At 40.2% G+C, this 23,337-nt stretch carries 27 protein-coding genes; 21 read left to right on the top strand and 6 right to left on the bottom strand.

The window, feature by feature from the left end:
* Positions 1-70 precede the first annotated feature (70 nt).
* From ACSLUF_RS17340 to ACSLUF_RS17305, 8 genes are all read left to right on the top strand, one after another.
* Entirely contained in the window at positions 71-424 is a 354-nt protein-coding gene (locus ACSLUF_RS17340) for a hypothetical protein (RefSeq protein WP_435623926.1), read from the top strand.
* Between the two features lie 11 nt (positions 425-435).
* Positions 436-597 carry a hypothetical protein gene (locus ACSLUF_RS17335; RefSeq protein ID WP_435623925.1) on the top strand — a complete coding sequence of 54 codons (162 nt, stop codon included), beginning with the start codon at positions 436-438 and terminating at the stop codon, positions 595-597.
* Positions 598-656: 59 nt separating this feature from the next.
* A complete protein-coding gene (locus ACSLUF_RS17330) occupies positions 657-1,130 on the top strand; it encodes a YHS domain-containing (seleno)protein (protein ID WP_435623924.1) in 474 nt (157 codons plus the stop codon).
* A gap of 32 nt (positions 1,131-1,162) precedes the next feature.
* The gene (locus ACSLUF_RS17325; protein ID WP_435623923.1) at positions 1,163-1,516 is read left to right on the top strand and encodes an SPW repeat domain-containing protein; all 354 of its coding nucleotides are present in this window, start codon (positions 1,163-1,165) and stop codon (positions 1,514-1,516) included.
* A gap of 205 nt (positions 1,517-1,721) precedes the next feature.
* Positions 1,722-2,765 (top strand): succinylglutamate desuccinylase/aspartoacylase family protein, encoded by a 1,044-nt coding sequence (locus ACSLUF_RS17320; protein WP_435623922.1) that lies wholly within the window; start codon positions 1,722-1,724, stop codon positions 2,763-2,765.
* Positions 2,762-3,895, top strand: a complete 1,134-nt coding sequence (locus ACSLUF_RS17315; protein ID WP_435623921.1) for a DUF819 family protein — start codon at positions 2,762-2,764, stop codon at positions 3,893-3,895. The genes ACSLUF_RS17320 and ACSLUF_RS17315 overlap by 4 nt, the downstream gene beginning before the upstream one ends.
* An 8-nt stretch (positions 3,896-3,903) precedes the next feature.
* Positions 3,904-4,476, top strand: a complete 573-nt coding sequence (locus tag ACSLUF_RS17310) for a uracil-DNA glycosylase family protein (protein WP_435623920.1) — start codon at positions 3,904-3,906, stop codon at positions 4,474-4,476.
* A gap of 100 nt (positions 4,477-4,576) precedes the next feature.
* Positions 4,577-4,936, top strand: coding sequence for a SnoaL-like domain-containing protein (locus tag ACSLUF_RS17305; RefSeq protein ID WP_435623919.1), 360 nt, complete (start codon positions 4,577-4,579; stop codon positions 4,934-4,936).
* A gap of 266 nt (positions 4,937-5,202) precedes the next feature.
* On the opposite strand, the gene ACSLUF_RS17300 is transcribed toward ACSLUF_RS17305, so the two are convergent.
* Entirely contained in the window at positions 5,203-5,787 is a 585-nt protein-coding gene (locus tag ACSLUF_RS17300) for a Crp/Fnr family transcriptional regulator (RefSeq protein WP_435623918.1), read from the bottom strand.
* A gap of 194 nt (positions 5,788-5,981) precedes the next feature.
* Here ACSLUF_RS17300 and ACSLUF_RS17295 point away from each other — a divergent pair, with 194 nt between their 5' ends.
* Positions 5,982-7,769, top strand: coding sequence for a serine hydrolase domain-containing protein (locus tag ACSLUF_RS17295; RefSeq protein WP_435623917.1), 1,788 nt, complete (start codon positions 5,982-5,984; stop codon positions 7,767-7,769).
* 531 nt (positions 7,770-8,300) lie between these two features.
* On the opposite strand, the gene ACSLUF_RS17290 is transcribed toward ACSLUF_RS17295, so the two are convergent.
* Positions 8,301-8,558, bottom strand: a complete 258-nt coding sequence (locus ACSLUF_RS17290) for a hypothetical protein (RefSeq protein ID WP_435623916.1) — start codon at positions 8,556-8,558, stop codon at positions 8,301-8,303.
* 321 nt (positions 8,559-8,879) lie between these two features.
* Here ACSLUF_RS17290 and ACSLUF_RS17285 point away from each other — a divergent pair, with 321 nt between their 5' ends.
* The 8 genes from ACSLUF_RS17285 (at position 8,880) to ACSLUF_RS17250 (ending at position 16,086) form a co-directional block, all read left to right on the top strand.
* A complete protein-coding gene (locus tag ACSLUF_RS17285) occupies positions 8,880-9,995 on the top strand; it encodes a YaaC family protein (protein ID WP_435623915.1) in 1,116 nt (371 codons plus the stop codon).
* Positions 9,996-10,129: 134 nt separating this feature from the next.
* The gene (locus tag ACSLUF_RS17280; protein WP_435623914.1) at positions 10,130-10,702 is read left to right on the top strand and encodes a hypothetical protein; all 573 of its coding nucleotides are present in this window, start codon (positions 10,130-10,132) and stop codon (positions 10,700-10,702) included.
* 131 nt (positions 10,703-10,833) lie between these two features.
* Positions 10,834-11,661 carry a hypothetical protein gene (locus ACSLUF_RS17275; protein ID WP_435623913.1) on the top strand — a complete coding sequence of 276 codons (828 nt, stop codon included), beginning with the start codon at positions 10,834-10,836 and terminating at the stop codon, positions 11,659-11,661.
* 58 nt (positions 11,662-11,719) lie between these two features.
* Complete coding sequence (locus ACSLUF_RS17270; protein ID WP_435623912.1) at positions 11,720-12,319, top strand: GNAT family N-acetyltransferase; 600 nt, start codon at positions 11,720-11,722, stop codon at positions 12,317-12,319.
* Positions 12,320-12,473: 154 nt separating this feature from the next.
* Entirely contained in the window at positions 12,474-13,367 is an 894-nt protein-coding gene (locus ACSLUF_RS17265; protein ID WP_435623911.1) for a helix-turn-helix domain-containing protein, read from the top strand.
* An 87-nt stretch (positions 13,368-13,454) separates the two neighbouring features.
* Positions 13,455-14,768, top strand: a complete 1,314-nt coding sequence (locus tag ACSLUF_RS17260) for a vanadium-dependent haloperoxidase (protein ID WP_435623910.1) — start codon at positions 13,455-13,457, stop codon at positions 14,766-14,768.
* Between the two features lie 92 nt (positions 14,769-14,860).
* On the top strand, positions 14,861-15,574 hold the full coding sequence (locus tag ACSLUF_RS17255; protein ID WP_435623909.1) for a helix-turn-helix domain-containing protein: 714 nt from the start codon (positions 14,861-14,863) through the stop codon (positions 15,572-15,574).
* A gap of 38 nt (positions 15,575-15,612) precedes the next feature.
* Entirely contained in the window at positions 15,613-16,086 is a 474-nt protein-coding gene (locus tag ACSLUF_RS17250; protein ID WP_435623908.1) for a GNAT family N-acetyltransferase, read from the top strand.
* Between the two features lie 38 nt (positions 16,087-16,124).
* Here ACSLUF_RS17250 and ACSLUF_RS17245 read toward each other — a convergent pair whose 3' ends face one another.
* Together ACSLUF_RS17245 and ACSLUF_RS17240 are read right to left on the bottom strand one after the other, a co-directional pair.
* Complete coding sequence (locus ACSLUF_RS17245; protein WP_435623907.1) at positions 16,125-16,694, bottom strand: hypothetical protein; 570 nt, start codon at positions 16,692-16,694, stop codon at positions 16,125-16,127.
* Between the two features lie 238 nt (positions 16,695-16,932).
* On the bottom strand, positions 16,933-17,535 hold the full coding sequence (locus ACSLUF_RS17240; protein WP_435623906.1) for a carboxymuconolactone decarboxylase family protein: 603 nt from the start codon (positions 17,533-17,535) through the stop codon (positions 16,933-16,935).
* Between the two features lie 55 nt (positions 17,536-17,590).
* Between ACSLUF_RS17240 and ACSLUF_RS17235 the strand changes: the two genes are divergently transcribed.
* The 4 genes from ACSLUF_RS17235 to ACSLUF_RS17220 all read left to right on the top strand — a co-directional run bounded on the left by ACSLUF_RS17235 (position 17,591) and on the right by ACSLUF_RS17220 (position 21,470).
* Entirely contained in the window at positions 17,591-18,025 is a 435-nt protein-coding gene (locus ACSLUF_RS17235) for an OsmC family protein (protein WP_435623905.1), read from the top strand.
* A gap of 125 nt (positions 18,026-18,150) precedes the next feature.
* Positions 18,151-18,441, top strand: a complete 291-nt coding sequence (locus ACSLUF_RS17230; RefSeq protein ID WP_435623904.1) for a GIY-YIG nuclease family protein — start codon at positions 18,151-18,153, stop codon at positions 18,439-18,441.
* A 78-nt stretch (positions 18,442-18,519) separates the two neighbouring features.
* A complete protein-coding gene (gene recJ / locus ACSLUF_RS17225) occupies positions 18,520-20,208 on the top strand; it encodes a single-stranded-DNA-specific exonuclease RecJ (protein ID WP_435623903.1) in 1,689 nt (562 codons plus the stop codon).
* A 5-nt stretch (positions 20,209-20,213) separates the two neighbouring features.
* A complete protein-coding gene (locus ACSLUF_RS17220) occupies positions 20,214-21,470 on the top strand; it encodes an MFS transporter (protein ID WP_435623902.1) in 1,257 nt (418 codons plus the stop codon).
* Positions 21,471-21,607: 137 nt separating this feature from the next.
* On the opposite strand, the gene ACSLUF_RS17215 is transcribed toward ACSLUF_RS17220, so the two are convergent.
* A complete protein-coding gene (locus ACSLUF_RS17215) occupies positions 21,608-22,387 on the bottom strand; it encodes a UDP-2,3-diacylglucosamine diphosphatase (protein ID WP_435623901.1) in 780 nt (259 codons plus the stop codon).
* A 136-nt stretch (positions 22,388-22,523) separates the two neighbouring features.
* Complete coding sequence (locus tag ACSLUF_RS17210; protein WP_435623900.1) at positions 22,524-23,291, bottom strand: enoyl-CoA hydratase/isomerase family protein; 768 nt, start codon at positions 23,289-23,291, stop codon at positions 22,524-22,526.
* Positions 23,292-23,337: the final 46 nt, after the last annotated feature.

Raw genomic sequence — 23,337 nt, 5'->3', positions numbered from 1 at the left:
CTAACATCCTTGCTGAAATTTGCAATGTAATTACAAACAACAATTGTATAAACATTAAAAATTGACAACAATGGATATTAAAACATTAGCAACAGAAATGGACAGTATAGTTGCCCAAGGAGCTATCGTGGACGCAGTAAAACAATTCTTTGCGGAAGACTCCACTACCTCAGACTACAATGGGGTTGCAACTACCGACAAACAACAAATGGTTGAAAAAATGGAAGGCTTTGCAGGGGCCATTGCCCAAGTAAACGGCATCACGCATCACCACACCATCGTGGATGGAAATGTATCTGCATCAGAGTTCACTTTCGACTTCAACATGAAGGACGGTAGTAAGATCTACTGGCACGAAATCATTCGCAGAATCTGGAATGAAAACGGTGAAGTGGTACAGGAAGAATATTTCAACGCAGAGTAAAAGAATTTGCTATGCATTTCTTCAATACCAAACGGCACGGACGGCTAATCAGGACACAACGTTTCGATTTTGGTTCCCTTTTTACGGAAGCCCAATGGAGAAAGTCAACCACCCTAGGTTTTGACACCGAAGAAACGAACTGCATGGATAGTAGAAAACTTCACCTATCCTAACATGCGGTTCAATAGGAATACAAAAAACAAATACAAACAATTATTAAAAAAATAGAACGATGAAAAATACAATTAAAACAACAGTACTCATTTTTGCTTTAGCTATCAGTTCCATCACTTTTGGACAAGACAAAAAAGCGAACAACATTGACAACAGCAATATTGCATTGGCTGGCTACAGCCCCGTATCTTACTTGGATTTGGGATTGGCACAGATAGGAAACAAAGCCTATAAATCAGAATACAAGAAGGTAGCATACTACTTCACTTCTGAAGATCAGAAAAAAACATTCGACAAGAATCCTGAGAAGTATTTACCTCAATATGGTGGTTACTGTGCCTTTGGAGTATATGCCGGAGCCAAGTTTAGAGTGGACCCAAACAAATTTATTGTGAAGGATGGCAAATACTATTTGTTCTTGAACAATGTGGAATTGGATGCAAAGCAATTATGGTTGGCAGAGAAAAACAACGCCAAATTGAAGAGCACGGCAGATACCAACTGGAAAAAATTAAGCAAAACCTACAACTAGAGTTGTAGGGGAGTTCAACTAAAATTTAGATTATGAAATTCGTTACAAAAAGAATGCATGCATTTTTGGATTATCCAGTTGCATTGGCATTGATAGCCCTACCCTTTTTACTAGGCTTGGGAAGTTCAAATCCCATGGCGTTGCAACTATCGGTTGCTGTTGGAGTAGCAGCATTGATCTTGACGTTATTGACAGACCACCATTTGGGAGTATTTCGGGTAATTCCCTATAAATACCATTTGTTGGTAGATTTTTTGGTGGCCGTGGTATTTATTTTGGCACCCTTTGCGCTCTCTTTTGAAGGGTTGGATGGATACTATTACTGGATTAATGGTATTGCTGTTCTGATTGTGGTAAGCCTGCATAAACCAGAAGTGGCAAACTAGAGTTCTCTGAAATCCATGTATAAGAGGTTTTCATGATAGGTGGATTGTGTGATGAAGAATTGCCCCAGCATTTTGTTGGGGCAATTCCTGTATATGAAAAGGGAATGAGTAGAGGTTTGGGATGTCGAAAGTCATTGGATATCAAATGAAAAGGAGAGTCAACGAAAACAAATAAAAAGTATATTTGATTTACACGCTTATAACCATGAAAAACCAACCTTTCTTTTTTTTTCTGATACTTTTTTATCTCGGGATTCAAGCCCAAGATTCAAAGAATTTAATTCTTGATGAATTGAAGCTGGCCAATTTCGAAAACGGCAAGGTTCACAAGGTATGGTTAGGACTCGCAGATAACGAGTTTGGAAATCCAATCACCGTACCGGTTATTATTATAAAAGGCGCTGAAGAAGGAAAAGTTTTAGGACTCACAGCGGCCATTCATGGGAATGAACTGAATGGAATTTCCATTGTCCACAACCTAATTGATGAGATTAATCCTTCAACCTTGAAAGGCACGGTTGTGGCCATTCCCGGATTGAATCCATTAGCCATTGCAAGGAATCAACGGGAATTCATGGACCTTCAAGATTTAAATAGATTGTTTCCAGGTAAACCCAATGGCAATCGTTCCCAACAAATGGCTTATCAAATTGGCCAAAAGATTGTTCCTCTTTTTGATTATCATATCGATTTACATACCGCAAGTTTTGGTAGGGTTAACAGTCTTTATGGCAGGGGCAATATGGGGGATGAGACTTTAGCCAAAATGCTTCAGTTACTGCAACCAGATATCATTGTATCCAACAAAGGAAAGGCAAGTTTTGGTGAGGCCTCAGGATTGACTCTCCGAGCATTTGCTATAAGCAAGGGTGTACATTCAATAACCATGGAGTACGGAAACCCACAGGTGTACCAACCTGAAATAGTAGAACGTGGCGTTAAAGGCATCTTGAATGTTTTGAATGGATTTAGGTTTACCGATGTAGAACAAGATTTACCCAAACTGGGCCATGTGTGCTCCAAATCCTATTGGGTTTTTACCCAAAAGGGGGGGTATTTGGAAGTTCAAGTCGAATTGAAGCAAATGGTAGAAAAAGGAGAGCCCATAGCTATTCTTAAGAATGCATTTGGCGAGGTTGTTGAGCAATATGATGCACCCGAATCTGGAATTGTAATTGGAAAAAGTACCAACCCGGTTTCCATTTCAGGCAGTCGAATTATTCATCTCGGGATATTGCAAGACAAATGATAAGTTGGATTCCTTGGGCAGTTGTCTGCTTTACCGTTGTGGTCATCTATTTTCTGGATCGCTTTGAAAACAAGTATCTCAAAACCATTTTTGATTGGATTCCTGCTATTCTTCTGGCGTACATCATCCCTGCACTTATTTCCTTCATTTTTAAACTGGATTATTCCCAAGATGCCATACATGATTATAGCAAAGACTACTTTATTCCATTGACCATTGTTGCGGTTATGGCCAGTTTATCCTTGGGTCAACTAAAGGCGGTGGGCTACAAACCCATCGTAGTTTTTGTAGCTGGTTCCATTTTTATTGCCCTTTTCCCTGTGGTTTTTGTGCTGCTCTTTTCAAACACAGAATTGGTGGCCACTACATTGGGAAATCAAGGTTTTTGGAAAGGTATGCCGCCTATTGTAGGAAGCTGGATAGGTGGTAGTACGAGCCAATTGGTCCTTAAAGAATTGGTGGAATGTCCGGAGAATATCTTCCTTTCTGTTTTGGTAATGGACAACATTTTGGTCAACATTTGGACGATTTTGATGTTCCAGACCATCAAACGAAGCAAAACCTTGAACACTATTTTTAAAATAAAGGATATCAGCTTACCCGAAGAAATTCGGGAAAGAAAGGGAAAACCTTTGTCCATCTCATTGACCTTTTTGATTATGGGCAGTATTGTGCTTATTAGCAATCAAATCTTGGACATGTTTGCGCTCAAAGTAGTCGTGCTTTCCATTGTTGGACTGATTTTGGGAAATTTTGTTCCCCGATGGAACTTCCAGTTTTCCTTAAAGTTGGGTGGGATTTTAATATTGGTGGTCATGGCTATTTTGGGACTTAAACTTCAGTTTGATGTGCTCGGCTTTAATTCAAGCTTTTTTGGATTCTTGGTGATTTGGCTTTTCGGACACTTTGTTTTTATGATCCTTGTGGCCAAACTCTTGAATGTAAATTTTGCCTGGGTGCCCATTGCCAGTATGGCCAATGTGGGAGGAATAGCTACGGCTCCCGCCGTGACAGCTGCGTATCAGAAAAAATGGATGCCCCATGCCATTGTTTTGGCCATTTTGAGCATGGCGACCGGAACCTTTTGGGGCATGCTTACCATTTATTTGTTGGAATCCATATTTATATAAAAAGGGGTATGCAAGAGCTGTTGGATAAAATCAGAAAATGTGACATCTGCCAAGGACATTTGCCACTAGGACCAAGACCTATTTTGGCCGGTCATCCTGAATCCAAAATCTTGATTATTGGTCATGCGCCTGGAACCAAAGTGCACAAAACCGGTATTCCGTGGGATGATCAGAGCGGGAAACAGCTTAGAAAGTGGATGGGTTTGACCGATGAAACCTTTTATGACGAAACCCAAATTGCCCAAATGCCCATGGGGTTTTGCTATCCTGGCAAAGGAAAATCCGGTGACCTTCCACCAAGGCCCGAATGTGCCCCACAATGGCACGACTTACTTTTAAAGGAAATGCCCAATATTCAACTCACTATTTTAATAGGGCAGTACTCCCAGAAACATTATTTAGGAACAAGAAGGGAAAAAAACCTAACGGAAACGGTTAGAAACTTCAAAAACTACGCCCCTGAATATTTTGTGCTACCGCATCCCTCACCGCGAAACAGATTTTGGTTGGCAAAGAACCCTTGGTTTAAGGAAGAGGTTGTACCAGAACTCAAAAAGAGCATAGAAAAGCACATTGGATGAGAATTACATACTTAAATTATAAATTGATGTTAAACATTTGTATATACAATAGTTGTATAGAAAAATGTTGTAGTTTTATATCATCATAAAAACTATTACAATGAGTTATAAAGAAAAAGCAAGGGACATCTACAACCAACTGCAACAAGGTCAACTCTTAAGCGCTTTCGATAAATATTATGCGGAAGACGTGGTAATGACCGAACCAAGAGGAACAAGAACTGGCAAAGCCGAATGTCGCGCCTATGAGGAACAATTTTTGAATAATATTGAAGAATTTCACAGTTTGGAAATAAACAAAGTTGGGTCTGACGAAGCAGCGGGCACTTCTTTTGTGGAGTCTACGATGGACGTTACTTTCAAAGGAGGGCATAGGGCCAAGATGGAGCAGGTGGCTGTACAACAATGGCAAGGAGATCAAATTGTGCATGAGCGATTTTATTATGACAATGCACAGTAGTAGCAGACTCCCTTAAAAACTTTAAGCCCACCCTTTTACGGTGGGTTTTTTTGTTTAAAAATATTGGGTTTGCAGAAGAAATCATCACAGAGTTTCAAAAACCCAAAAATCTTAGCCTTCACTTTGCACGCCCGTCACTTCGAGTGTTTCCGAAGTACTTTGTACGAAGGAAACGTATCGAGAAGTGGTTGAGTCGCAAAACTTCCTTGTTTTCGATACAGTTTTCCCTTGAAAACCACTCAAACTGACGGAAGTTTACTTTAATATCAATACATAACCGAAGCCCGTAACCGACTAAAGGTCTCCGGTTTCATGTTGAGGTAGGAGGCCAAGTATTTTTGGGGAATGACTCTCAGTTCCTCCGGACAGCGTTGCATAAAAGTGACATAGCGTTGCTCTGCTGACATGGTGAGCAATTCCACCTCGCGATAGAGGCGCCCAAACAGAATATCCTGAAAAAAGAGATGCCCCCATTTATGGAACTCTGGGTGTATTTCAAAAAGCTTTTGATAATCTGAAAGCCGAATGCCCAAAAGGGTGGAAGGTTTTAGGGCCTCCAAAAAGGTAGAAGATGCGGTTTGCGCAATAAAAGAATCAAAAACCCCGGACGGACTTCCGGTATACGAAAACCCAAGCACCACTTTTTGTCCTTTTTCATTCAAGATGTAAAGGGCTTGCACGCCTTCCAACACGAAATAGAAATAATGTTCAATGGAACCGGCCTCGGTAATAATATCGTATTGGTTAAAGCTTTTTTCAACCCAAAGCGAGCGAAACCAAGATTCATCCAAACCCTCAAAATTAACTTGTGGAAAAAACGCCTTTAGTTTTAAATAGTTGGTATCCTCCATAAATGGGTCTTTTCCCAAAAATAATAATATGTGTTATAGAGATTTTTAAAAAGTTGATTATCGTTTATCAGACATCAGACATCAGACATCAGACATCAGACATCAGACATCAGACATCAGACATCAGACATCAGACATCAGACATCAGACATCAGATTTCCGAGTGTTGTCAATTTTTTTCTAAAAAACCACCCATGTTAATTTCATACTATTCTGGAGTTTGGGAACGCCCTATTTTTGAGGTTCAAATCAATCAAAAAATGAAAAAACATCAAGTATCCCTTTTAGTCTTATCCTTATTCCTTTTAACAAGTTGTGCCCAAAAAAGCACTCCACAGCCTATTGAAGGGGAATGGATAGGACACCTACCCAACAAAAACAGTTTCAATTTTACAGTGTCTTTGGAAAAGGTGGGTGACACCACCTTCAATCTCAACATTGGCAATGGCGAAATGCTTCTGGAGAAAACGGTACGGTCATCCGAAGAAGATAACATCCACTTCAATCTGAATGAACAGTTGTTTTTTGATTTGCAATATGCCGAAGACCAACAAGCGCTTACCGGATTTATAAAATCAGGAAGGTTTTTGTACCGTACCCGTTTAGCCCAGACAGAAAGCGACAAATACGAAGGCGATTGGAATGCATTTATGGTGGATAATGGCCTGCAGTCCGACGATATTATGCTGTACACAGAATTGACGGAAGGCGAAAATTTGGTGGCCTATCCCTTTTTTGGTGATCAACGGTTTCGAGGAGCTTGGGCCGAGGGTTTTAAACGGGAAGGAGATGTACTCTTGTTTAAAGATGGGAACACGGGGCTTAATTTCAGGGCCAAACTTTTGGAAGGAACCATAGACCTCGAAATTTTTCTGACCGATGTTTTGATAACCAAGACCAGCTTAGCCCATACCACGGAGGGTTGGGAATATTCTTCGGATGCGGTGGACCAAACTGCAAGTACTGAGACGCCCGCACAGCTAAGTGATGGTTGGGTAACGGCCAACGGCAAAGACTTTAAAATAGACATCAAACAGTTGGATAGACTCATCCAAGATGTGCATGCGCAAAAGCTGGTGAACACACACAGCGTTTTGATTTCGAAAGAGGGCAATTTGGTGTTTGAATCTTATTTTGATGGGCACAATGCCAACATTCCCCACGACCTCAGGTCGGCCTCAAAAAGTATTTCTTCGGCGGTGATTGGGATTGCCATTGATGAAGGGATTATCGAGAGTGTGGATGAAACCTTGTACAGTTTTATTCCAAAGGAATACCAGCACACCAAGGACGACCAAAAATCCAAAATTCGGATAAAGGACCTGCTCACCATGAGTTCAGGCATGGATGTGAACAACCTAGCCAGTGAGGACTACTATCAAAACCCGAGCAATCCCAACAGTTGGCTCCAAACCGTTTTAGAAGCACCCATGGTGAACGAACCGGGCACCTATTTCGATTATGGGTCTGCCAATCCTTTTTTGTTGGGCGTGTGTTTGAACGAACGTTTGGATATGCCCATGGAGACCTATATGCACGAAAAACTGTTTGCGCCTTTGGGGATAACCAACTACATCAACCAGACGGATGATACGGAGCGAATACCTTATTTTGGTGGTGGGATGCTGCTGACCTCACGGGACCTGCTCAAATTTGGACAGCTGTTTTTGAACCAAGGCCAATGGAACGGAAAACAAGTGATTTCCGAGGCTTGGGTTGCCGAATCCTTTGGAAAGTATGGAAGATTGCAAGATACCCGAGACAAAAACGAATATGGTTATCTCTGGTGGCACGATACCTACCAGGTGAAGGGAAAGACCATAGCCGCCGTTGAAGCCCGGGGCGCTGGCGGGCAGTTTATCTTCATCCTTCCCGAGTTGGAAGCTGTAGTGGTGGTCACTTCGGGGAATTTTAGAAACAGAAAGGGCAACCAGCCTAGGGATATTTTACAAGAGTATATTTTGCCGGTCTTAGCCAATTAAGGTAGTTCAGTAACCATAAATTCTCATCCTGGGCAAGCTCGAAAAAGCTGCTCAGGATGAAAATACAAACGCATTTCTCCCCTTCCGAAGTCTTGTATGAAAGAAGGGTAGCCGATTAGTCAATTGGGACTAAACCTCCTCGTTTTCGATACATTTTTCTTGCGAAAACCACTCAAACTGACGGAAGTTTAGCATTGCCAATCCCTAAAGCCGTCACTTCGAGTGGAATCCCGAAGGGATTTTGTATCGAGAAGTATTCGATAATCAAACCCAATCACTTCGAGTCCCCTTCCGAAGTCTTGTACGGAAGAAGGGTAGCCCATTAGTCAAATGGGACCAAAACTTCCTTGTTTTCGATACAATTTTCTTTGATTTCGACTGTGCTTACGCTAAAGCTTCAGCAACACTAGTGCGCTCAATCTGACAGAAAACCACTCAAACTGACGGAAGTTTAGCTTTGTCAATCCCTAAAGCCGTCACTTCGAGTGAAATCCCGAAGGGATTTTGTATCGAGAAGTCTATCACCCTGAATTAACCCTCCTCCACCAAAGTCGCCTCAATAAGCTCCCAAAGCACCTTTACTTGGTAGAGCGCCTCTTTTTCTTCTCGGTACAGGGGTTCGTGGGATTCGTATAGGGCCACATCGTGCACCCATTTAAGAGCCTTAACCCGGTCTGGGCCATCTAGGGCATCTACATAGTCCAACAATTTGTACTGTGCTGGATTCAGCGTTTTAGTCATGGACGCATTGCAATGCGGGCAAGATTGGTAACCTTCTGTGTTTCGCATAAGAAAGTGATAAAAAAGTGAATAAATGAGGATAGGTCACCGCGAAACACATCAAAGCTACGCCTTGATTGGTCTAGGGACTCGCACCCATTTGCCTATCCAATTTTATCTGTTACGACACGAGAGGTTGTAGGCGTAAGAATAAAGATGTGTTTCGCACCTCAAAGATATAGTTTAAAATAGAATGGTAAGATTTCTATTTCAAAAACAAGTAACTTTACTTAATGGATTGTCTTCTTCATAGTAGAAGAACATATTCAAACCTTTACACATAATTTGTAAAAATGAATCAATCAAAAGATTAAGGATTAAATGTCACATGTGAGATACGTACCAGCGGGGGGAAAAAGATGTGTAGATATTACCACTACGATGGACAAAGTTTCTCAAATTTGGCAGGAATTAACAATGCTTAGGCATGAAGGCGCAGATGGTATCTATGGAAAAAAAGTAACCTCTTCTTACATTGACCAAGCCAAAACCTACTATTTAGATGCTAGAAACTCAAATTGGAAATCAGGAGGATTACTTTATTATTATAGTTTCCTAAATTTAGCTAAAGCGTTCGTTGTTTCACAGCGTGCAATTTCCGGAAGCAAGCTTAAATCGACAAGTATTTATCATGGTCTTACCAATGAACCTCAAAATCCTTCAAATTTATCTGAATTCGAATTTCAAATTCACCCAAAATCACATAGGAACAAGAAAAATATTTTCGCCGTTTTTTATGAAAAACTGACTGATAATCCTTGGCCATTTAATAGCCCACTAACAATAAAGATAAAAGATATAATTTCCTATTGCGATGAAATCAGTCATGAATTTGATACTTTTTATGCTATCCAAGGAAAAAATTTCTTAATACAATCAATTGTTAGATTATTGAACAATGAAATGTGGCTTGAATTATTGGCGCCCAATAGGGCGATTCCTATTTTACAAAGTAGTCTTGGCACATCTGTTGGTATAATTACTGATTTTCCTCAGATGACACAAAATGATAAAGATGAATGGATTACAGCGTATAATAGAAAGCCAACTAGTTTAAGAAATCATTCACTGGTCAGGATAAATCAAAAACCATTTAATCAGACAAATCAAGCAATTCAATTTCAAAATCTACAAGATGAGGTAAATATCTTGTTCAAAGATTATTATCTACCTATGCCCGCGGCGGATGAAACCACCGCAAGAACAATTTTTTGGATATTTGTTCCAAAAGTAACTTTAAACAATCAAGAATTAGTCTGGCATCCTTTACTATCAAACTATTTAATAGCTTTTGTTTTAAGCAGTATATTGAGATATAATCCACATCTTTTTTTAATGGGAAGTAAGGATTCATTTATAGCTGAGGCTTGGTGTAATCAGTCACCAATTACTTCTATTCGTTACTTCTTAATGGCGTTATCCCGAAAAAACTTAAGACTTAATTAAGCCATGTATAACTATTGTTATCATGGTACGCTAAAAATTCATTTATCTACCCCAAAGGACAATCATGAGCTTTAGATTGAAAAGGAGTAAATTAAAATGATTACCATAGCAATTAAATGACCCTAAAGAATCGAATGTCCAAACTAATTCCGAAGATACTCTCTGTTTTTGCTATGGCAGGAATAATAATTCTGTTTTTGCAGTTTGGTTTAAGACCTACAGGGCATATATTTTCTAAGTATTATATTGAGCCACCCGGGCCATCCTTAATTGCCGCGGCTTTAGTTCTTCCTTATCTGGTTTATCTAATTACTTCAAAATCAAAACAGAAAAAAGTGCTGAACAGCAATCCTATCGATTTGAATAAAATGGGGCTAACCACAATGGATTATTTTGATAGGAAAGCTGAGCAGAAATTTGTTGAGATTTATGTAAAAAATGAGACTTCGGATAAACTAATTGTAAACAGAAAATCTTTACTGGAGCCTAACCGTTGGCACATATTTAAAATGGATAAGCATAAATCTATTTATTTCAGCAATGGTATTGCATTGCATGTCGATGAAGAATTGAATCTTGAAATTGATGATTTCCGAAATCAAATCATTGAATTAAAAGATGATTATTTTGAAAAGTACAATGTTCCAGAATATGTGAATTGGGCATTTGCAATAGCTAAACCAAATATGGGAGATGTTTTGGAATAGGATTAGTTGAAGGAATTGCCATCCAAAACCCCATCAATCTGCCCAAAGTTAGTCTTGAGCTTTAGATGGAAAAGGTGTAACTTCATTTAAATAGAAATGCCTTTGCCGTTTTGCAGCATATAAATAAACAAATGAAATATCTAATTACAATTGGATTCCTGATTTCAATTTCAAGTGCAAATCTTATTGCTCAATCGACTGTTGATGCTCTTAAACCAAAAATGAAAATGGTAAAAGAAGTTTTGTACAAACCTGAAAACGGGGAATTAAAAAGCCGCGAAAATCTTTTTACCTCTGGTATTAGTTCATATCAGATTTATGACAAAAATGAAAAAGTGATAGAAAGTGCGAAGTATAGACGTGATGGTTCATTGTACGAAAAGACCATTTATGAAAGGAATGGGCAAGGAGTTGCTCAAAAAGCGGTAAAAGAGAATTCGGCTGGAGAAATAAAAAGCTATTGGACTTATGAATACGATTCTAGCGACAATATGACTGAGGTTAAAACGTATGATTCTGATAACAATTTGACAAATGTCCAATCAAATAAATATGACGAAAACGGAAATAACATTGAGATGTTATTAAATGGACCGGGAGGTAAAAAAGGTTGGAAATACATTTACAAATACAATTTTGACAACAAAAAAATTGAACAATTTAGATATAAACCTGACGGGAGTTTGAAAGACAGAAGAACTTATTCTTACGATGAAGATGGAAATGAGAATTTGCAATTCAAATTCAATCCTGATGGAAGTTTTACGAAATTCGTGTCCGAATATGATGAGATGGATAATTTGACGGTTCAAAATTGGTACAACGAACAAGATGAACAAAAACACCAAACATCTTTTGAATATGTCTATGACAAAAAGGGAAATTGGATTTCAAAAAGAAGGAGTTCCAATGGAGAGTTAGGAATGGTTTGGGAAAGGCAAATAGAATATTACGAATAAATAAAGATTGCAAAGCGAGCCACTATACTTTGTGGTTTAATACCATCCCGAAAACCCCATGAAAAAACAAATCACCTATGGCATACGTACCCAAAGGCTACTGATTCGCTGTTACCATCCCAGCGATGCTCCCATGCTTTTGGAGGCCATCACCCACAGCTTGGATGAGCTAAAAAAGTGGATGCCCTGGGCGCAGAACGAACCTTCTAGCTTGAAATCTAAACAAGAGCTTTTAGAAAAGTTTGAACAAGAGTTTCTGGAAAACATCGATTACACTTTTGGGATATTCAATACACAAGAAGATGTCCTAATCGGCTCCACAGGATTGCATACCCGGATAGGTGCAGATGCTCGCGAAATTGGGTATTGGATAAATTCAAAATATGCAAAACAAGGCTATGCCACAGAAAGCACCCAAGCGTTGATTAAAGTGGGTTTTGAGCATCACGCCATAAACAAAATTGAAATCCACTGCGACCCCGAGAATATGGCCAGTCTAAAAATCCCAAAAAAGCTGGGCTTTGATTTGGTCGAGGTACTCCAACACAACACCACAAGCCCCGAAGGTGAACCCCGAGACACCATGATCTGGCGAATGACCTTGGAGCAGTACCAAAAAATACAGCATACTTTCCCAGACGTTGAGGTGTTTTACTAATAGGATTCCCAAAACCTTAATCTTGAGCTTTTTATAGAAAAATTGTACCTTGATGTATCCAAAACTCCCCCCTTTGAAACGAGACATCGTTTAAGTGTTGGCAACCAGTCCAACAATGCGTTTAATTGAGGTATAATCAAAAAAACAGAAGCCCATGAGACGAAAAGACATGGTACACTTTTATGAATTTGTGGATGGGAATCCCCTGTTCAAACAGTTTAAAGTGGACGATTTGTTGTTCACGGCCTACGATTGTCCCATTGAGGGTTCGCCCGTGGATTATTGGATAAAGACCAATTATTTCTGTTATGTTTTTGTAGGTGGGGGTCGTTGGAAAACACCCCATGAAGAATATGTGCTAAAAGCTGGCGATGCAGCATTTCTTAAGAAGGGTGCGCATAGAGTCTACAAAATCCTTAATGGCGACTTCTGCGCTTTGTTGATTATGGTCCCTGATGAATTTATCGCTTCGGTAATGAAACAGGAATGTGGAATGAATCATAATGCCGGCACTGCAGCGGATACGGATTCAGTAATCCGCCTCAACTTGAACAGGACCTTAAAGGATTATTTTGACACCTTGTTGGGCTATTTTTCCTTGGAAAACCCACCTTCCAAAAGTCTTTTGACCATTAAGTTCAAGGAACTCATTGTGAACATCGCCACGAGCGGGCATAATCCGTTGGCTACGGGCTATTTTAATGAATTGAATACAGATGGCAAAAGAAGTTTAAAACCCATCATGGAAGAACATTTTATGTTCAATTTAAAACTCAAGGAACTGGCCAAACTAAGCGGGAGGAGTTTAGCAACCTTCAACCGCGACTTCTACAAAATATATAATATGACCCCGGCAAAATGGATAAAGAAAAGAAGGGTGGAATATGGAAAGTTCTTATTGGAAACTTCAGATAAGAACATCAACGAAATTGCCCTGGATATTGGTTTTGAAAACACCTCCCATTTTATCAAGTGCTTTAGGGAGCACTACCAACATCCCCCATTACGGTATAAGAGAATGCTAGAGCAACAGGCGATTTTGGCTTGACATTTTTAGAACATTTTTTGAGTTTTCTGGAATATATTTTAAGCAGGACGTGTTCTAACTTGCCGTAAACATTAAAAATATCTAATCATGAAGTTCATAAGGCTTATCCTAATGGTTTTGATGGTACTGTTTGCGTTTCAAAGCTGTACCTCTCAAGATATACGTATTGAAGATTACAATGCCAGCTTGGCATCAGACTTTAATCAACTGATTATCGAAACAGCAATTGCTGAAGACAATTTGCTAACCATGAAAGGGGTGCGTTCGGCTTCTATGATGCATGTGGCCATGCACGACGCATTGAATAGTATTGTGCCCAAATATGAATATTACGCATACCATACCGAAGCGCCGGATGCAGACCCCATTACTGCCGCTGCTTATGCGGCCTATTCGGTGGCCATAAATCAATATCCCGATAAGCAGGAAAGCTTCAAAAAGATTCTGGATAAACAGCTTTCCAATCTTGAAGATTCAGAAAGCAAGGCCAAGGGCAAAACATTGGGTGAGGCTGCTGCTGAAGCCATCCTGAAAAAAAGGGACGGTGATAAATGGAATGGCGAAGCTGATTATACATTTCATCCCATGGCACCTGGGGTTTACGCCGAATTCAATGAACATAGTGGCACTCCGGAAGGATTTGTTTTTGGGGCGGGTCTTGCCGTAATCAAACCGTTTTTGTTGCCAAATTATGACCATTTTAAAGCCCCTCCACCGCCGGAAATCAACAGTGAGGCGTACACTAAAGCCTTCAATGAGGTGAAAGAAGTCGGTAGGTTTGACAGTAAAACCAGAACGGAGGATCAAGCCCATCTGGCCATGTGGTGGAAGGAATTTGGGGAAAGCTCGCACAACAATCTACTCCGCGACCTGATAAAAAAAGAAAACCCAAACCTTTGGGATGCTACTCGCAGTTTTGCACTGATGAATATGGTCATATTCGACGGATACGTGAATGTATTCTACAATAAATTCCATTATAACCATTGGCGACCATATACGGCAATTCGTTGGGCAGCCCATGATGGAAATGAAAGTACCGAACCAGATGCGGAATGGAACAATTTACATAAATATACCTACCCCTTTCCTTCATATCCATCAGCACATGGAACGGCAAGCACAGCTGCCATGACGGTTTTGGCCAACACTTTTGGAAAAGGGGATGATTATAAATTTACAATGGTTCAAAAAGAAGTGGACAGTGCAGGCTTTTTTTCAGGGCATATGAAGATGGACCCACCCACACGAAACTTCAATAGCTTCTCCGAAGCGGGCTTGGAAGCATCCATGTCCCGGGTCTATCTCGGCATTCATTTTCGATATGATTCCGAAGAAGGGAATAAACTAGGTGCCAAAATCGGAAACTATGCTTCGGATAACTTTTTAAAGCAGCTGTGATTGTTTTTGTAGACCATAAAGAATTTCGATAGGACCATGGATTTTCTTTAATCTTACCTTGTAAAGGTGTAACTTCAATACCAAATCTTTGGATGAAAATTTTTGATTTTGACATAGAAAAAGGGATATATCACTTCGAATTCAATGACTTGAATACCGAAAACCATTCACACCCTGTTGTTGAAATTATTAACGCTAAACACGGAACTTTTTCATTGGAAGTAAATGGACATTCTGAAAAGAATTTGGTTTTTGCAATCATTGATTCTAACATTGAGCATAAGGTTGTTTCTAAGAATGGTCAGTTGAGAATATTGATGGTAGAAAGTCATAATCCATTATTGTTCCTTTTTTTTGAAAGTAAGGCGATAAGATTTGAGAACGGAGCATTCTCACGGGCTAATTTCTATATCAAAAATGAATTGATGGAAGAGGTTATTGAGTTTGCAAGAACTACCGATTTAAAAACGCCTGTTGATAAGCGAGTTGCAGACTGCATCAAATTTATTGAACAAAACGAGCTTGAATACAAAAACCTTCTATCCCATTTGACCTCAAAAGCGTTTTTATCCGAGAGTAGACTTTCCCATCTTTTTAAAGAGCATATTGGCGTTTCAATTAAAAAATACCTGGTTTGGAACAAGTTAAAGCAGGCAATTAATTTGTATTTAGAGGAACCCGACAGCCTAACAAGCGTTTCCTTAGAAAGCGGTTTTTTTGACCAAGCACACCTAAGCAATTCTTTCAAAAATGTATTGGGAGTAAGTCCTTCACGTGCGTATAATAGCAGAACCTTACAAGCGTAGCCTTTCTTAGCACCATAATTTTGCCATCAAAACAAAGAATGATGAGCAGGCAAATTCGAAAAGTGCTTAAAAAGGATATCCCAGAACTAAAGCTAGTGCTGGATTCAAGTGAATTGTTCCCTTCGGAGTTGCTTGACGATATGATACGTGACTATTTGAATAACGAACAATCTGCAGACATTTGGTTTACTGCAACGGACGAGGGTAAACCAATTTCAATTGGCTATTGCGCCCCAGAAAGATTGACCGAAGGAACGTATAACCTATACGCAATTGCCGTTCACAAAGACCAACAAGGGAATGGCATTGGAAAGCAGATGATGGCGTATATTGAAAATAAGCTAAGACAAGACCACAATCGAATTTTAATTGTAGAAACCTCAGGAAAACCAGAGTTTGAAATGACCAGGGAGTTTTACATCAAATGTAATTACGTTCAACAGGCGGTAATCCCAGAATTTTATGAAAAGGGGGATGACAAAATCGTGTTTTGGAAGAAATTAGTGGAATAAACTGGGCATCAATTGGAACCTTTTTAGCAGAATGTGGGTTATCCCAAAATCTCATCAATCTGCACCATGTGGCGTTCCATATGGCAAAGCAAAAACTCAAAAGCTTCGGGTAAATAAAAATTCACAATGGGCCCAATGGCCGAGGAAAACTTTTTCTTCGATACATCTTTACTGCGACTACTCAAAATGGCTTGCTTTAGATGATTGTTTAGCTCAAAAAAGTCAGCAAAAACAGCGTCAATTTTTTCTTGGGTCAGGTCAGTAGTGTTAAATATGGGAGTGAAGCGCTTTAGGGTCTTCATTTTCATTTTGCGCTTACCATCTTTTGATAGCTGCCCTTGAATCACAAACTTTTGCCACCCACGTGCTTTAAACCCTTCCGTTTCTTTTTGTACATCCGGAGATTCGGAAAGGGCATTTTCAACTTTGGGTACATAGATGCGGTACGCCATGTTGAGGTGTTCAATTACCTCTACTACATTCCATGATTTTGGTCTGGGAGCGGTGATAAGTTCTTCTATATCTAGTTTTGAAATAGATTCTACCTTGGTGAGGATACCATTCAATCGCTGAATTTGATTTTCGGGAGTTAAGATTAAGCTTGCCATAACTGTTCGTTTTTTGATTACAGCAAAGTTCAGTCAGGATAATGATTTAAAACTTGATACAGGTCAAGAAATCGTATTTTCAGTAATCAGTAATCAGTAATCAGTAATCAGCTATTGGTGTCAATTCGTGAAATTTATGTCAAAAAGCAGTTCTCGATACATTTCCTTCGTGCAAAGCACTCTGGAAACACTCGAACTGACGTTCTCCAAAAATCCAAAAGCAAAGCGGTCCAATTATCTAGTAAACCGATCCATCATGCTTCCCTTTTTCCCAGCCTGTTTTGCCCAAATACTGTTCGGCACTTTCCACCGCTCCATCTTCTATGGAAGTCCCCATGGAATCGTTCCAACGGTTGAGGTATCCGAACAAGGAGATAACCCCAAGCATTTCCACAATTTCACCTTCGTTCCAGTGTTGGTAAAGTCGTTCTTTTATTTCGGCATTTACTGCATTGGGCACTTGGGAGGCTGCCAATGAAAAATCGAGTGCCGCACGTTCGGCTTCAGAAAAAGCAGGGTGGGTTCTGTACTCCCAAATGTTGTCCAATTGTTCTTGTTCTGCACCGTAGCGTTCTGCCGCCCGAATGGCATGGGCTTGACAATAGCGACACCCAGTGGCATTGCTGCTTACCCACGCAATCATACGTTTTAGAGCTGAAGTCACCCTTCCCTCATTGGCCATAACCGCCTTGTTCAAGTTAATAAAGGCTTTGGAGATAGCAGGTCTGTGCTGCATGGTGAGCACGGAATTAGGGCAAAAGCCTAAAGTCTCATTAAAGAACTCAGCTAGTTTTTTGGTATCTGGATCATGATTCGGGTCCAAAGGTTGTACAAGGGCCATAAGTGCAGTTTTTAATCGTATTTTTGAAGGTTACAAGAAACGAAAATTTACTATCATGACAAATCATATTACCACCAAGTGGCTTGGCGAAATGGCCTTTGAAAGCAACAATCCTTCGGGGCTTTCCTTAACCATTGATGCTGGTCCAGAAAATGGAGGGGCAGGGGAAGGCCTACGTCCCAAAGCGTTGATGCTGTCTTCCTTGGCAGGCTGTTCTGGCTTGGATGTGGCCTCACTCATTAAAAAAATGAAACTGGATGTGGATGATTTTCAGATGGAGACCATCGCCAATCTAACAGACGAGCATCCCAAATATTATGATTCTGTGGTCATCGAATATCACTTTCATGGAAGCAATTTGAATGAAGGCAAACTCCAGAAAGCAGTCGACCTATCTGTTGAAAAATACTGTGGGGTAATGGAAATGTTCAGAAAATTTGCGGAGTTGGAAATCAAGACCTTTTTTCATCATAAAGAGGTTGAGGTTTAAAGCTCAAGCACAAGTTCAAGAAATACCTTACATTTATAAATACTTTTCAGCCTTACATAAGTTAATGTCACTTCGAGTGGTTCTGACAAAGTCAGAATTGTATCGAGAAGTGTTTACACTTTAGTATGAAAAAATCTTATGTCTATATGCTGAGATGTTCTGATGGAACCTACTACACGGGAGTAACCTCTAACCTTGAGAAACGAATACAAGAACATCAAGATGGGAAACATCAAGAAGGCTATACTTTTTTCAGAAGGCCGGTAGTCTTGGTTTATTGTGCTGAATTTACCGACATTAGTTTAGCGACAAAAAAGGAGAAACAAATCAAGAAGTGGTCAAGAGTAAAAAAAGAAGCTTTGATCAATAAGACCTATGAAGCATTACCCAATCTTTCAAAAAAGAAATTTCAATAAGGTGTTCTCGATACATTTCCTTGGTGCAATACACTACGGAAATACTCGAACTGACGCTTACCCAAATCAAAATTAACTATGCGCTGGACCCTAAAACCAAACCCCACACCTCAAGAAGTTAAGTCCCTTTCCGAATCTCTTAAAGTGGATAAGTTGATTGCTCATTTGTTGCTGCAAAGGGGTGTTACCAACTATGAAGAAGCCAAAAGGTTCTTTAGACCTAGTCTGGAGGACATCCATTCTCCGTTTCTCATGAAGGATATGGACAAAGCTGTAGAAAGTATTGAAAAAGCTATGGAAGCTGGGGAAAGTATTTTAGTATATGGCGATTATGATGTGGACGGCACTACCTCTGTGGCTTTGTTGTCCTCTTTTCTTAAAGAAACCTACCCAAATGTGGCCACCTATATCCCTGACCGATACACAGAAGGTTATGGAGTTTCTTTTCAAGGGATTGACTTTGCTTCGGATAACGATTTTACGTTGATTATTGCCCTCGACTGTGGAGTAAAGGCTATTGACAAAGTGAAATATGCAAATGAAAAAGGAATAGACTTTATTATCTGTGACCATCACCGCCCCGGAGAAACGCTCCCTGAGGCTGTGGCTGTTTTGGACCCAAAACGAGAGGATTGTGAGTATCCTTATAAAGAGTTGTGCGGTTGTGGAGTGGGTTTTAAACTGATTCAAGCATTAGCTGAAAGGAGGGGGGAAACCATTGAAGATTTAGTGCCTTATTTGGATTTGGTGGCCACCGCCATTGCTGCGGATATTGTGCCGATGACAGGGGAAAATCGAGTTTTGGCATATCATGGATTACAGGTTATTAATTCTGCTCCAAGAACTGGAATTAAGGCTATCATTGGTCAGCTGAAAAAGAAAGAGTTCAGTATTTCGGACGTGGTTTTTGTGATTGCACCTCGAATTAATGCTGCGGGTCGTATGAAACATGGAGGACATGCTGTCCAACTATTGGTGGAGGAAGATTTGGAAGCTGCCCAAAAATGGGCTGGGGAAATTGAACAGTTCAATTCGGACCGAAGACAGTTAGATCAGGAAATTACCGCAGAAGCTTTGCTTCAAATAAAGGAAAACGCTGAAGAAGATAGATTCACCTCAGTAGTGTATGATGAAAATTGGCATAAAGGGGTGATAGGTATTGTGGCATCCCGATTAACCGAAACCTATTATCGGCCTACTCTGGTTTTTACCAAAAGTGGGGATAAACTGGCAGCTTCGGCCCGTTCCGTAAAAGGCTTTGATGTCTACAACGCCTTAGATGCCTGTTCCGAACATCTGGAACAGTTTGGAGGACATAAATATGCAGCAGGGTTGACGTTGATGGAAGGGCAATATGAAAAATTCAAGCAGCAATTCGAGTCCGTGGTTTCGTCTACCATAGATACCACACTTTTGGTACCTGAAGTTTCTGTGGACACGGAAATTGAATTGAATCAGATTACTCCTAAACTCTACCGAATTTTAAAACAATTTGCCCCTTTTGGACCGGGCAATATGACCCCTGTGTTCATGACTTCCAAAGTGACAGATACCGGTTATGGAAGGTGTGTAGGAGAAGAAGAGAAGCATCTTAAAGTCTCAGTAAAACAAGACGGTTCATCACCTATTTCTGCTATCGGGTTTAACCTAGGAAATTGCAAGGATAAAATCACAAATAACAAGCCTTTTGATATTGTTTTCTCTTTGGATGAGAATGAATGGAATGGAAATGTTAGCTTGCAGTTGAAACTCAGGGACATTCGATAGCTTTAATGGATCCATACGCTGCACTTCGATATAAAGAATTCAACATTTTTTTATTGGTTCGTTTCGCCATGGTCTTTGCTTGGTCCATGCAGTTTATTGTGATTGAGTGGCAGGTCTATTCCTTGACCAAAGACCCTCTTTCTTTGGGAATTATTGGTTTAATGGAAGTAATTCCCGCAGTGGGAACAGCCCTTTTTGCAGGTCATGTGGTGGACCAAACAGAAAAGCGCGATTTGCTTGTGAAGTGTATTCTAGGTTTTTCGGTGGTTAGTTTGGGACTTTTTTTTCTGAGTGACCCAGATTTGGAAGAATCGATGTCCTCCAAGACCATTCTCTACTCCATTTATGCTTTGGTATTTTTAGGGGGGTTGGTAAGGGCGTTTATCGGTCCAACCATTTTCTCTTTGATTGCGTTGATTGTACCCAAAAAGATTTATCCTAATGCCGCTACTTGGAGTAGTTCCACTTGGCAATTGGCCTCAGTTCTGGGGCCAGCTTTAGCTGGATTTTCCATTAGCTGGATTGGAGTTCATTGGTCTATGTGCGTCATTTTCGGATTCTCATTGATGGCTCTTTTGTTTTTGTTTCGAATTCCCAGAAAACCCATTCTCAACCCAAAAATTGGAGAGCCCATTTTACAGAGTTTAAAAGATGGATTGAAATTTGTTTTCAATAGCAAAGCTATTTTCGGCGCGCTGACCTTGGATATGATTGCCGTTCTGTTCGGAGGTGCGGTAGCATTATTGCCCATTTATGCACAAGATATACTCAATGTTGGTTCTGAAGGATTTGGCATATTGCGAGCCGCTCCTGCGGTAGGAGCATCGATTACCATGTTGGGTTCTACTAGATTTCCGCTTCACAAAAAAGCAGGCAAAAAACTCTTATGGGCCGTGTTTGGCTTTGGAATCTGCATCATTATCTTCGGGGTGTCCAAGATATTCTGGATTTCCGTGGCCGCCTTGTTCTTGAGTGGGGCTGTTGATGGGGTTTCAATGATTATCCGTCAGACCATTCTTCAATTGAAAACTCCTGATAATATGAGAGGTCGTGTTGCCTCAGTGAATTCCATCTTTGTGGGTTCTTCCAACGAACTAGGGGCTTTTGAAAGTGGTCTCGCTGCCAAAATTCTCGGAACAGTTCCCGCAGTGGTTTTTGGTGGTTGTATGACCCTATTGACCGTTGGGGGTATGGCCGCCTTTTTCCCCAAGTTCAGAAAGCTGGATTTAACAGCTGATGTTGAGGAGCAGGAGAATGAGTAAAGAAACCAAGTCACTTCGAGTGATTTTGATGAAATCAAAATTGTATCGAGAAGTAGCCCTCTTTGTGAATTTCATTTCTGAATTGGTTCTCGATACATTTCCTACATGCAAGCACTGCGGAAATACTCGAACCGACGCTAGGGTGACGAATTCTCAAATTTTTCCAAAGTCAATTTCTCTCCATCAAAAACTGCATAGGTAAAATAGCTTATCCAATCCCCAAGGTTAGTATACCTGGATTTCTCATTCAGTTGAATTTCCAAAGGAAGATGTCTATGCCCAAAAATGAAATGGTCATAGTGTTGTTGTTCCAATTTTCGTTTGGCATATTGAACCAGCCATTCCTTGTCCTCTCCCAAAAATTGGGCATCGGCTTCTCCAGAAATAATTCTGTTGTTTATGGATAAATGTTGTGCCAAACGAACTCCCCAATCGGGATGCAACCATCTAAAGAGCCATTGCGCCACCGGATTGGTAAACACTTTTTTCATGCGTTTGAATCCTTTATCATCCGGACCTAAACCGTCACCATGACCGATAAAAAAAGAAGTGGTATCGTTGACCAAATATTGCTGAGGTTTATGATACACAGGAATATTCAATTCTTCTTCAAAATAGCCATTCATCCAGAGGTCGTGGTTACCTACAAAATAGAAAATAGGAATTCCAGCATCAGTAAGCTCTGCTAACTTTCCCAAAGTACGTGTGAATCCTTTGGGAACTACAGTTTTGTATTCGAACCAAAAATCAAAAAGATCCCCTAAAAGAAAAATGATACCGGCATCTTCTTTGATACTATCCAACCAAGCGACAAACTTCTTCTCACGAGGCAGGCTATCCTTTGATGTAGGTGCACCTAAGTGATTGTCACTAGCAAAGTAGATTTTTTTGCCTTTTGGAAGGTTCAGTTTTTTCATTTGGATTTAAAGATACGAAGTCACCTTTTAAACCGTCTACGATTTCGGACTCGGGTAACGAGATACACCACAATCACCAAGAATGCCGCTATGGGAAATACAATATCGCTATTTAGAAAATTAAGAATGTCCATGATTACTTTTTGAATTTATCCAGCGTTTGCTTGGTCTCTGGGGAAAGTGAAAGCTTACCTGAGGCAGCGGCTCTTTCCAATAGAAGCGTATCCCAATGTTCAGTACCTTCCCAAAGCACCCGCTTCATTTCAGCTAGAGCTTCTGGATTGTAAGAGGCCAATTTGGAGATATGTATATCCAGTTCTTTGTCCATTTCAGCAATAGAATCAAAAACTTTGGAAAAAAGTCCTTTTTCTTTGGCCCAGTAGGCATTTTTCCATTCTGTGGGATATAGCGAAAGTTCCGCTAATCCTGATTTTTGAATTTTGCGCTCCACAGCTGGTGCGATTACAAATGGGCCAATTCCTATGGAAATCTCAGAAAGTTTTACCGAAGCAGCTACAGTGGCATACACATAGTCACATGCTGAAGCTAAGCCAACTCCTCCGCCGACGGTCTTACCTTGGATTCTTCCAATGATAATTTTTCCGCAGCCACGCATGGCGTTGATTACATTGGCGAAACCACTAAAAAAGGCTTTGCCTTCTTCCAAATTAGAGATAGCGACCAATTCATCAAAAGAAGCTCCTGCACAAAAGGCACGCTCACCTTCTGACTTCAAGACAATTACCGATACTTCTTTATTGTCGCCCAAAGCATACAGCTCTTCGGTTAAACGCGCAAGAAGTTCCGAGGTAAAAGAATTGCTAGCAGGATGCCCAAATTCTATTGTGGCCACCTTATTTTGAATGGAAGTATATAAGTTTCCGTTGATTCTATTTGTTGGCATCTTTAATTTTTCATTATCAATTATCAGACATCAGACATCAGACATC

Origin of the sequence: Flagellimonas sp. (assembly GCF_965601775.1) — a bacterium.
In the GTDB taxonomy this organism is placed as follows: domain Bacteria; phylum Bacteroidota; class Bacteroidia; order Flavobacteriales; family Flavobacteriaceae; genus Flagellimonas.
Note: the sequence above shows the minus strand (reverse complement) of the source record. Positions and strands in the feature narration are given on the sequence as shown.

What these genes read in the sequence shown, in the direction of transcription:
- ACSLUF_RS17335 (WP_435623925.1), top strand. Translation starts at nt 436, where the DNA reads ATGCATTTCTTCAATACCAAACGGCACGGACGGCTAATCAGGACACAA.
- ACSLUF_RS17255 (WP_435623909.1), top strand. Translation starts at nt 14,861, where the DNA reads ATGAAAATTTTTGATTTTGACATAGAAAAAGGGATATATCACTTCGAA.
- ACSLUF_RS17270 (WP_435623912.1), top strand. Translation starts at nt 11,720, where the DNA reads ATGAAAAAACAAATCACCTATGGCATACGTACCCAAAGGCTACTGATT.
- ACSLUF_RS17310 (WP_435623920.1), top strand. Translation starts at nt 3,904, where the DNA reads ATGCAAGAGCTGTTGGATAAAATCAGAAAATGTGACATCTGCCAAGGA.
- ACSLUF_RS17265 (WP_435623911.1), top strand. Translation starts at nt 12,474, where the DNA reads ATGAGACGAAAAGACATGGTACACTTTTATGAATTTGTGGATGGGAAT.
- ACSLUF_RS17230 (WP_435623904.1), top strand. Translation starts at nt 18,151, where the DNA reads ATGAAAAAATCTTATGTCTATATGCTGAGATGTTCTGATGGAACCTAC.
- ACSLUF_RS17330 (WP_435623924.1), top strand. Translation starts at nt 657, where the DNA reads ATGAAAAATACAATTAAAACAACAGTACTCATTTTTGCTTTAGCTATC.
- ACSLUF_RS17245 (WP_435623907.1), bottom strand. Translation starts at nt 16,694, where the DNA reads ATGGCAAGCTTAATCTTAACTCCCGAAAATCAAATTCAGCGATTGAAT.
- ACSLUF_RS17315 (WP_435623921.1), top strand. Translation starts at nt 2,762, where the DNA reads ATGATAAGTTGGATTCCTTGGGCAGTTGTCTGCTTTACCGTTGTGGTC.
- ACSLUF_RS17235 (WP_435623905.1), top strand. Translation starts at nt 17,591, where the DNA reads ATGACAAATCATATTACCACCAAGTGGCTTGGCGAAATGGCCTTTGAA.
- ACSLUF_RS17275 (WP_435623913.1), top strand. Translation starts at nt 10,834, where the DNA reads ATGAAATATCTAATTACAATTGGATTCCTGATTTCAATTTCAAGTGCA.
- ACSLUF_RS17250 (WP_435623908.1), top strand. Translation starts at nt 15,613, where the DNA reads ATGATGAGCAGGCAAATTCGAAAAGTGCTTAAAAAGGATATCCCAGAA.
- ACSLUF_RS17210 (WP_435623900.1), bottom strand. Translation starts at nt 23,291, where the DNA reads ATGCCAACAAATAGAATCAACGGAAACTTATATACTTCCATTCAAAAT.
- ACSLUF_RS17320 (WP_435623922.1), top strand. Translation starts at nt 1,722, where the DNA reads ATGAAAAACCAACCTTTCTTTTTTTTTCTGATACTTTTTTATCTCGGG.
- ACSLUF_RS17295 (WP_435623917.1), top strand. Translation starts at nt 5,982, where the DNA reads ATGTTAATTTCATACTATTCTGGAGTTTGGGAACGCCCTATTTTTGAG.
- ACSLUF_RS17290 (WP_435623916.1), bottom strand. Translation starts at nt 8,558, where the DNA reads ATGCGAAACACAGAAGGTTACCAATCTTGCCCGCATTGCAATGCGTCC.
- ACSLUF_RS17300 (WP_435623918.1), bottom strand. Translation starts at nt 5,787, where the DNA reads ATGGAGGATACCAACTATTTAAAACTAAAGGCGTTTTTTCCACAAGTT.
- ACSLUF_RS17305 (WP_435623919.1), top strand. Translation starts at nt 4,577, where the DNA reads ATGAGTTATAAAGAAAAAGCAAGGGACATCTACAACCAACTGCAACAA.
- ACSLUF_RS17340 (WP_435623926.1), top strand. Translation starts at nt 71, where the DNA reads ATGGATATTAAAACATTAGCAACAGAAATGGACAGTATAGTTGCCCAA.
- recJ (WP_435623903.1), top strand. Translation starts at nt 18,520, where the DNA reads ATGCGCTGGACCCTAAAACCAAACCCCACACCTCAAGAAGTTAAGTCC.
- ACSLUF_RS17325 (WP_435623923.1), top strand. Translation starts at nt 1,163, where the DNA reads ATGAAATTCGTTACAAAAAGAATGCATGCATTTTTGGATTATCCAGTT.
- ACSLUF_RS17220 (WP_435623902.1), top strand. Translation starts at nt 20,214, where the DNA reads ATGGATCCATACGCTGCACTTCGATATAAAGAATTCAACATTTTTTTA.
- ACSLUF_RS17215 (WP_435623901.1), bottom strand. Translation starts at nt 22,387, where the DNA reads ATGAAAAAACTGAACCTTCCAAAAGGCAAAAAAATCTACTTTGCTAGT.
- ACSLUF_RS17280 (WP_435623914.1), top strand. Translation starts at nt 10,130, where the DNA reads ATGTCCAAACTAATTCCGAAGATACTCTCTGTTTTTGCTATGGCAGGA.
- ACSLUF_RS17260 (WP_435623910.1), top strand. Translation starts at nt 13,455, where the DNA reads ATGAAGTTCATAAGGCTTATCCTAATGGTTTTGATGGTACTGTTTGCG.
- ACSLUF_RS17240 (WP_435623906.1), bottom strand. Translation starts at nt 17,535, where the DNA reads ATGGCCCTTGTACAACCTTTGGACCCGAATCATGATCCAGATACCAAA.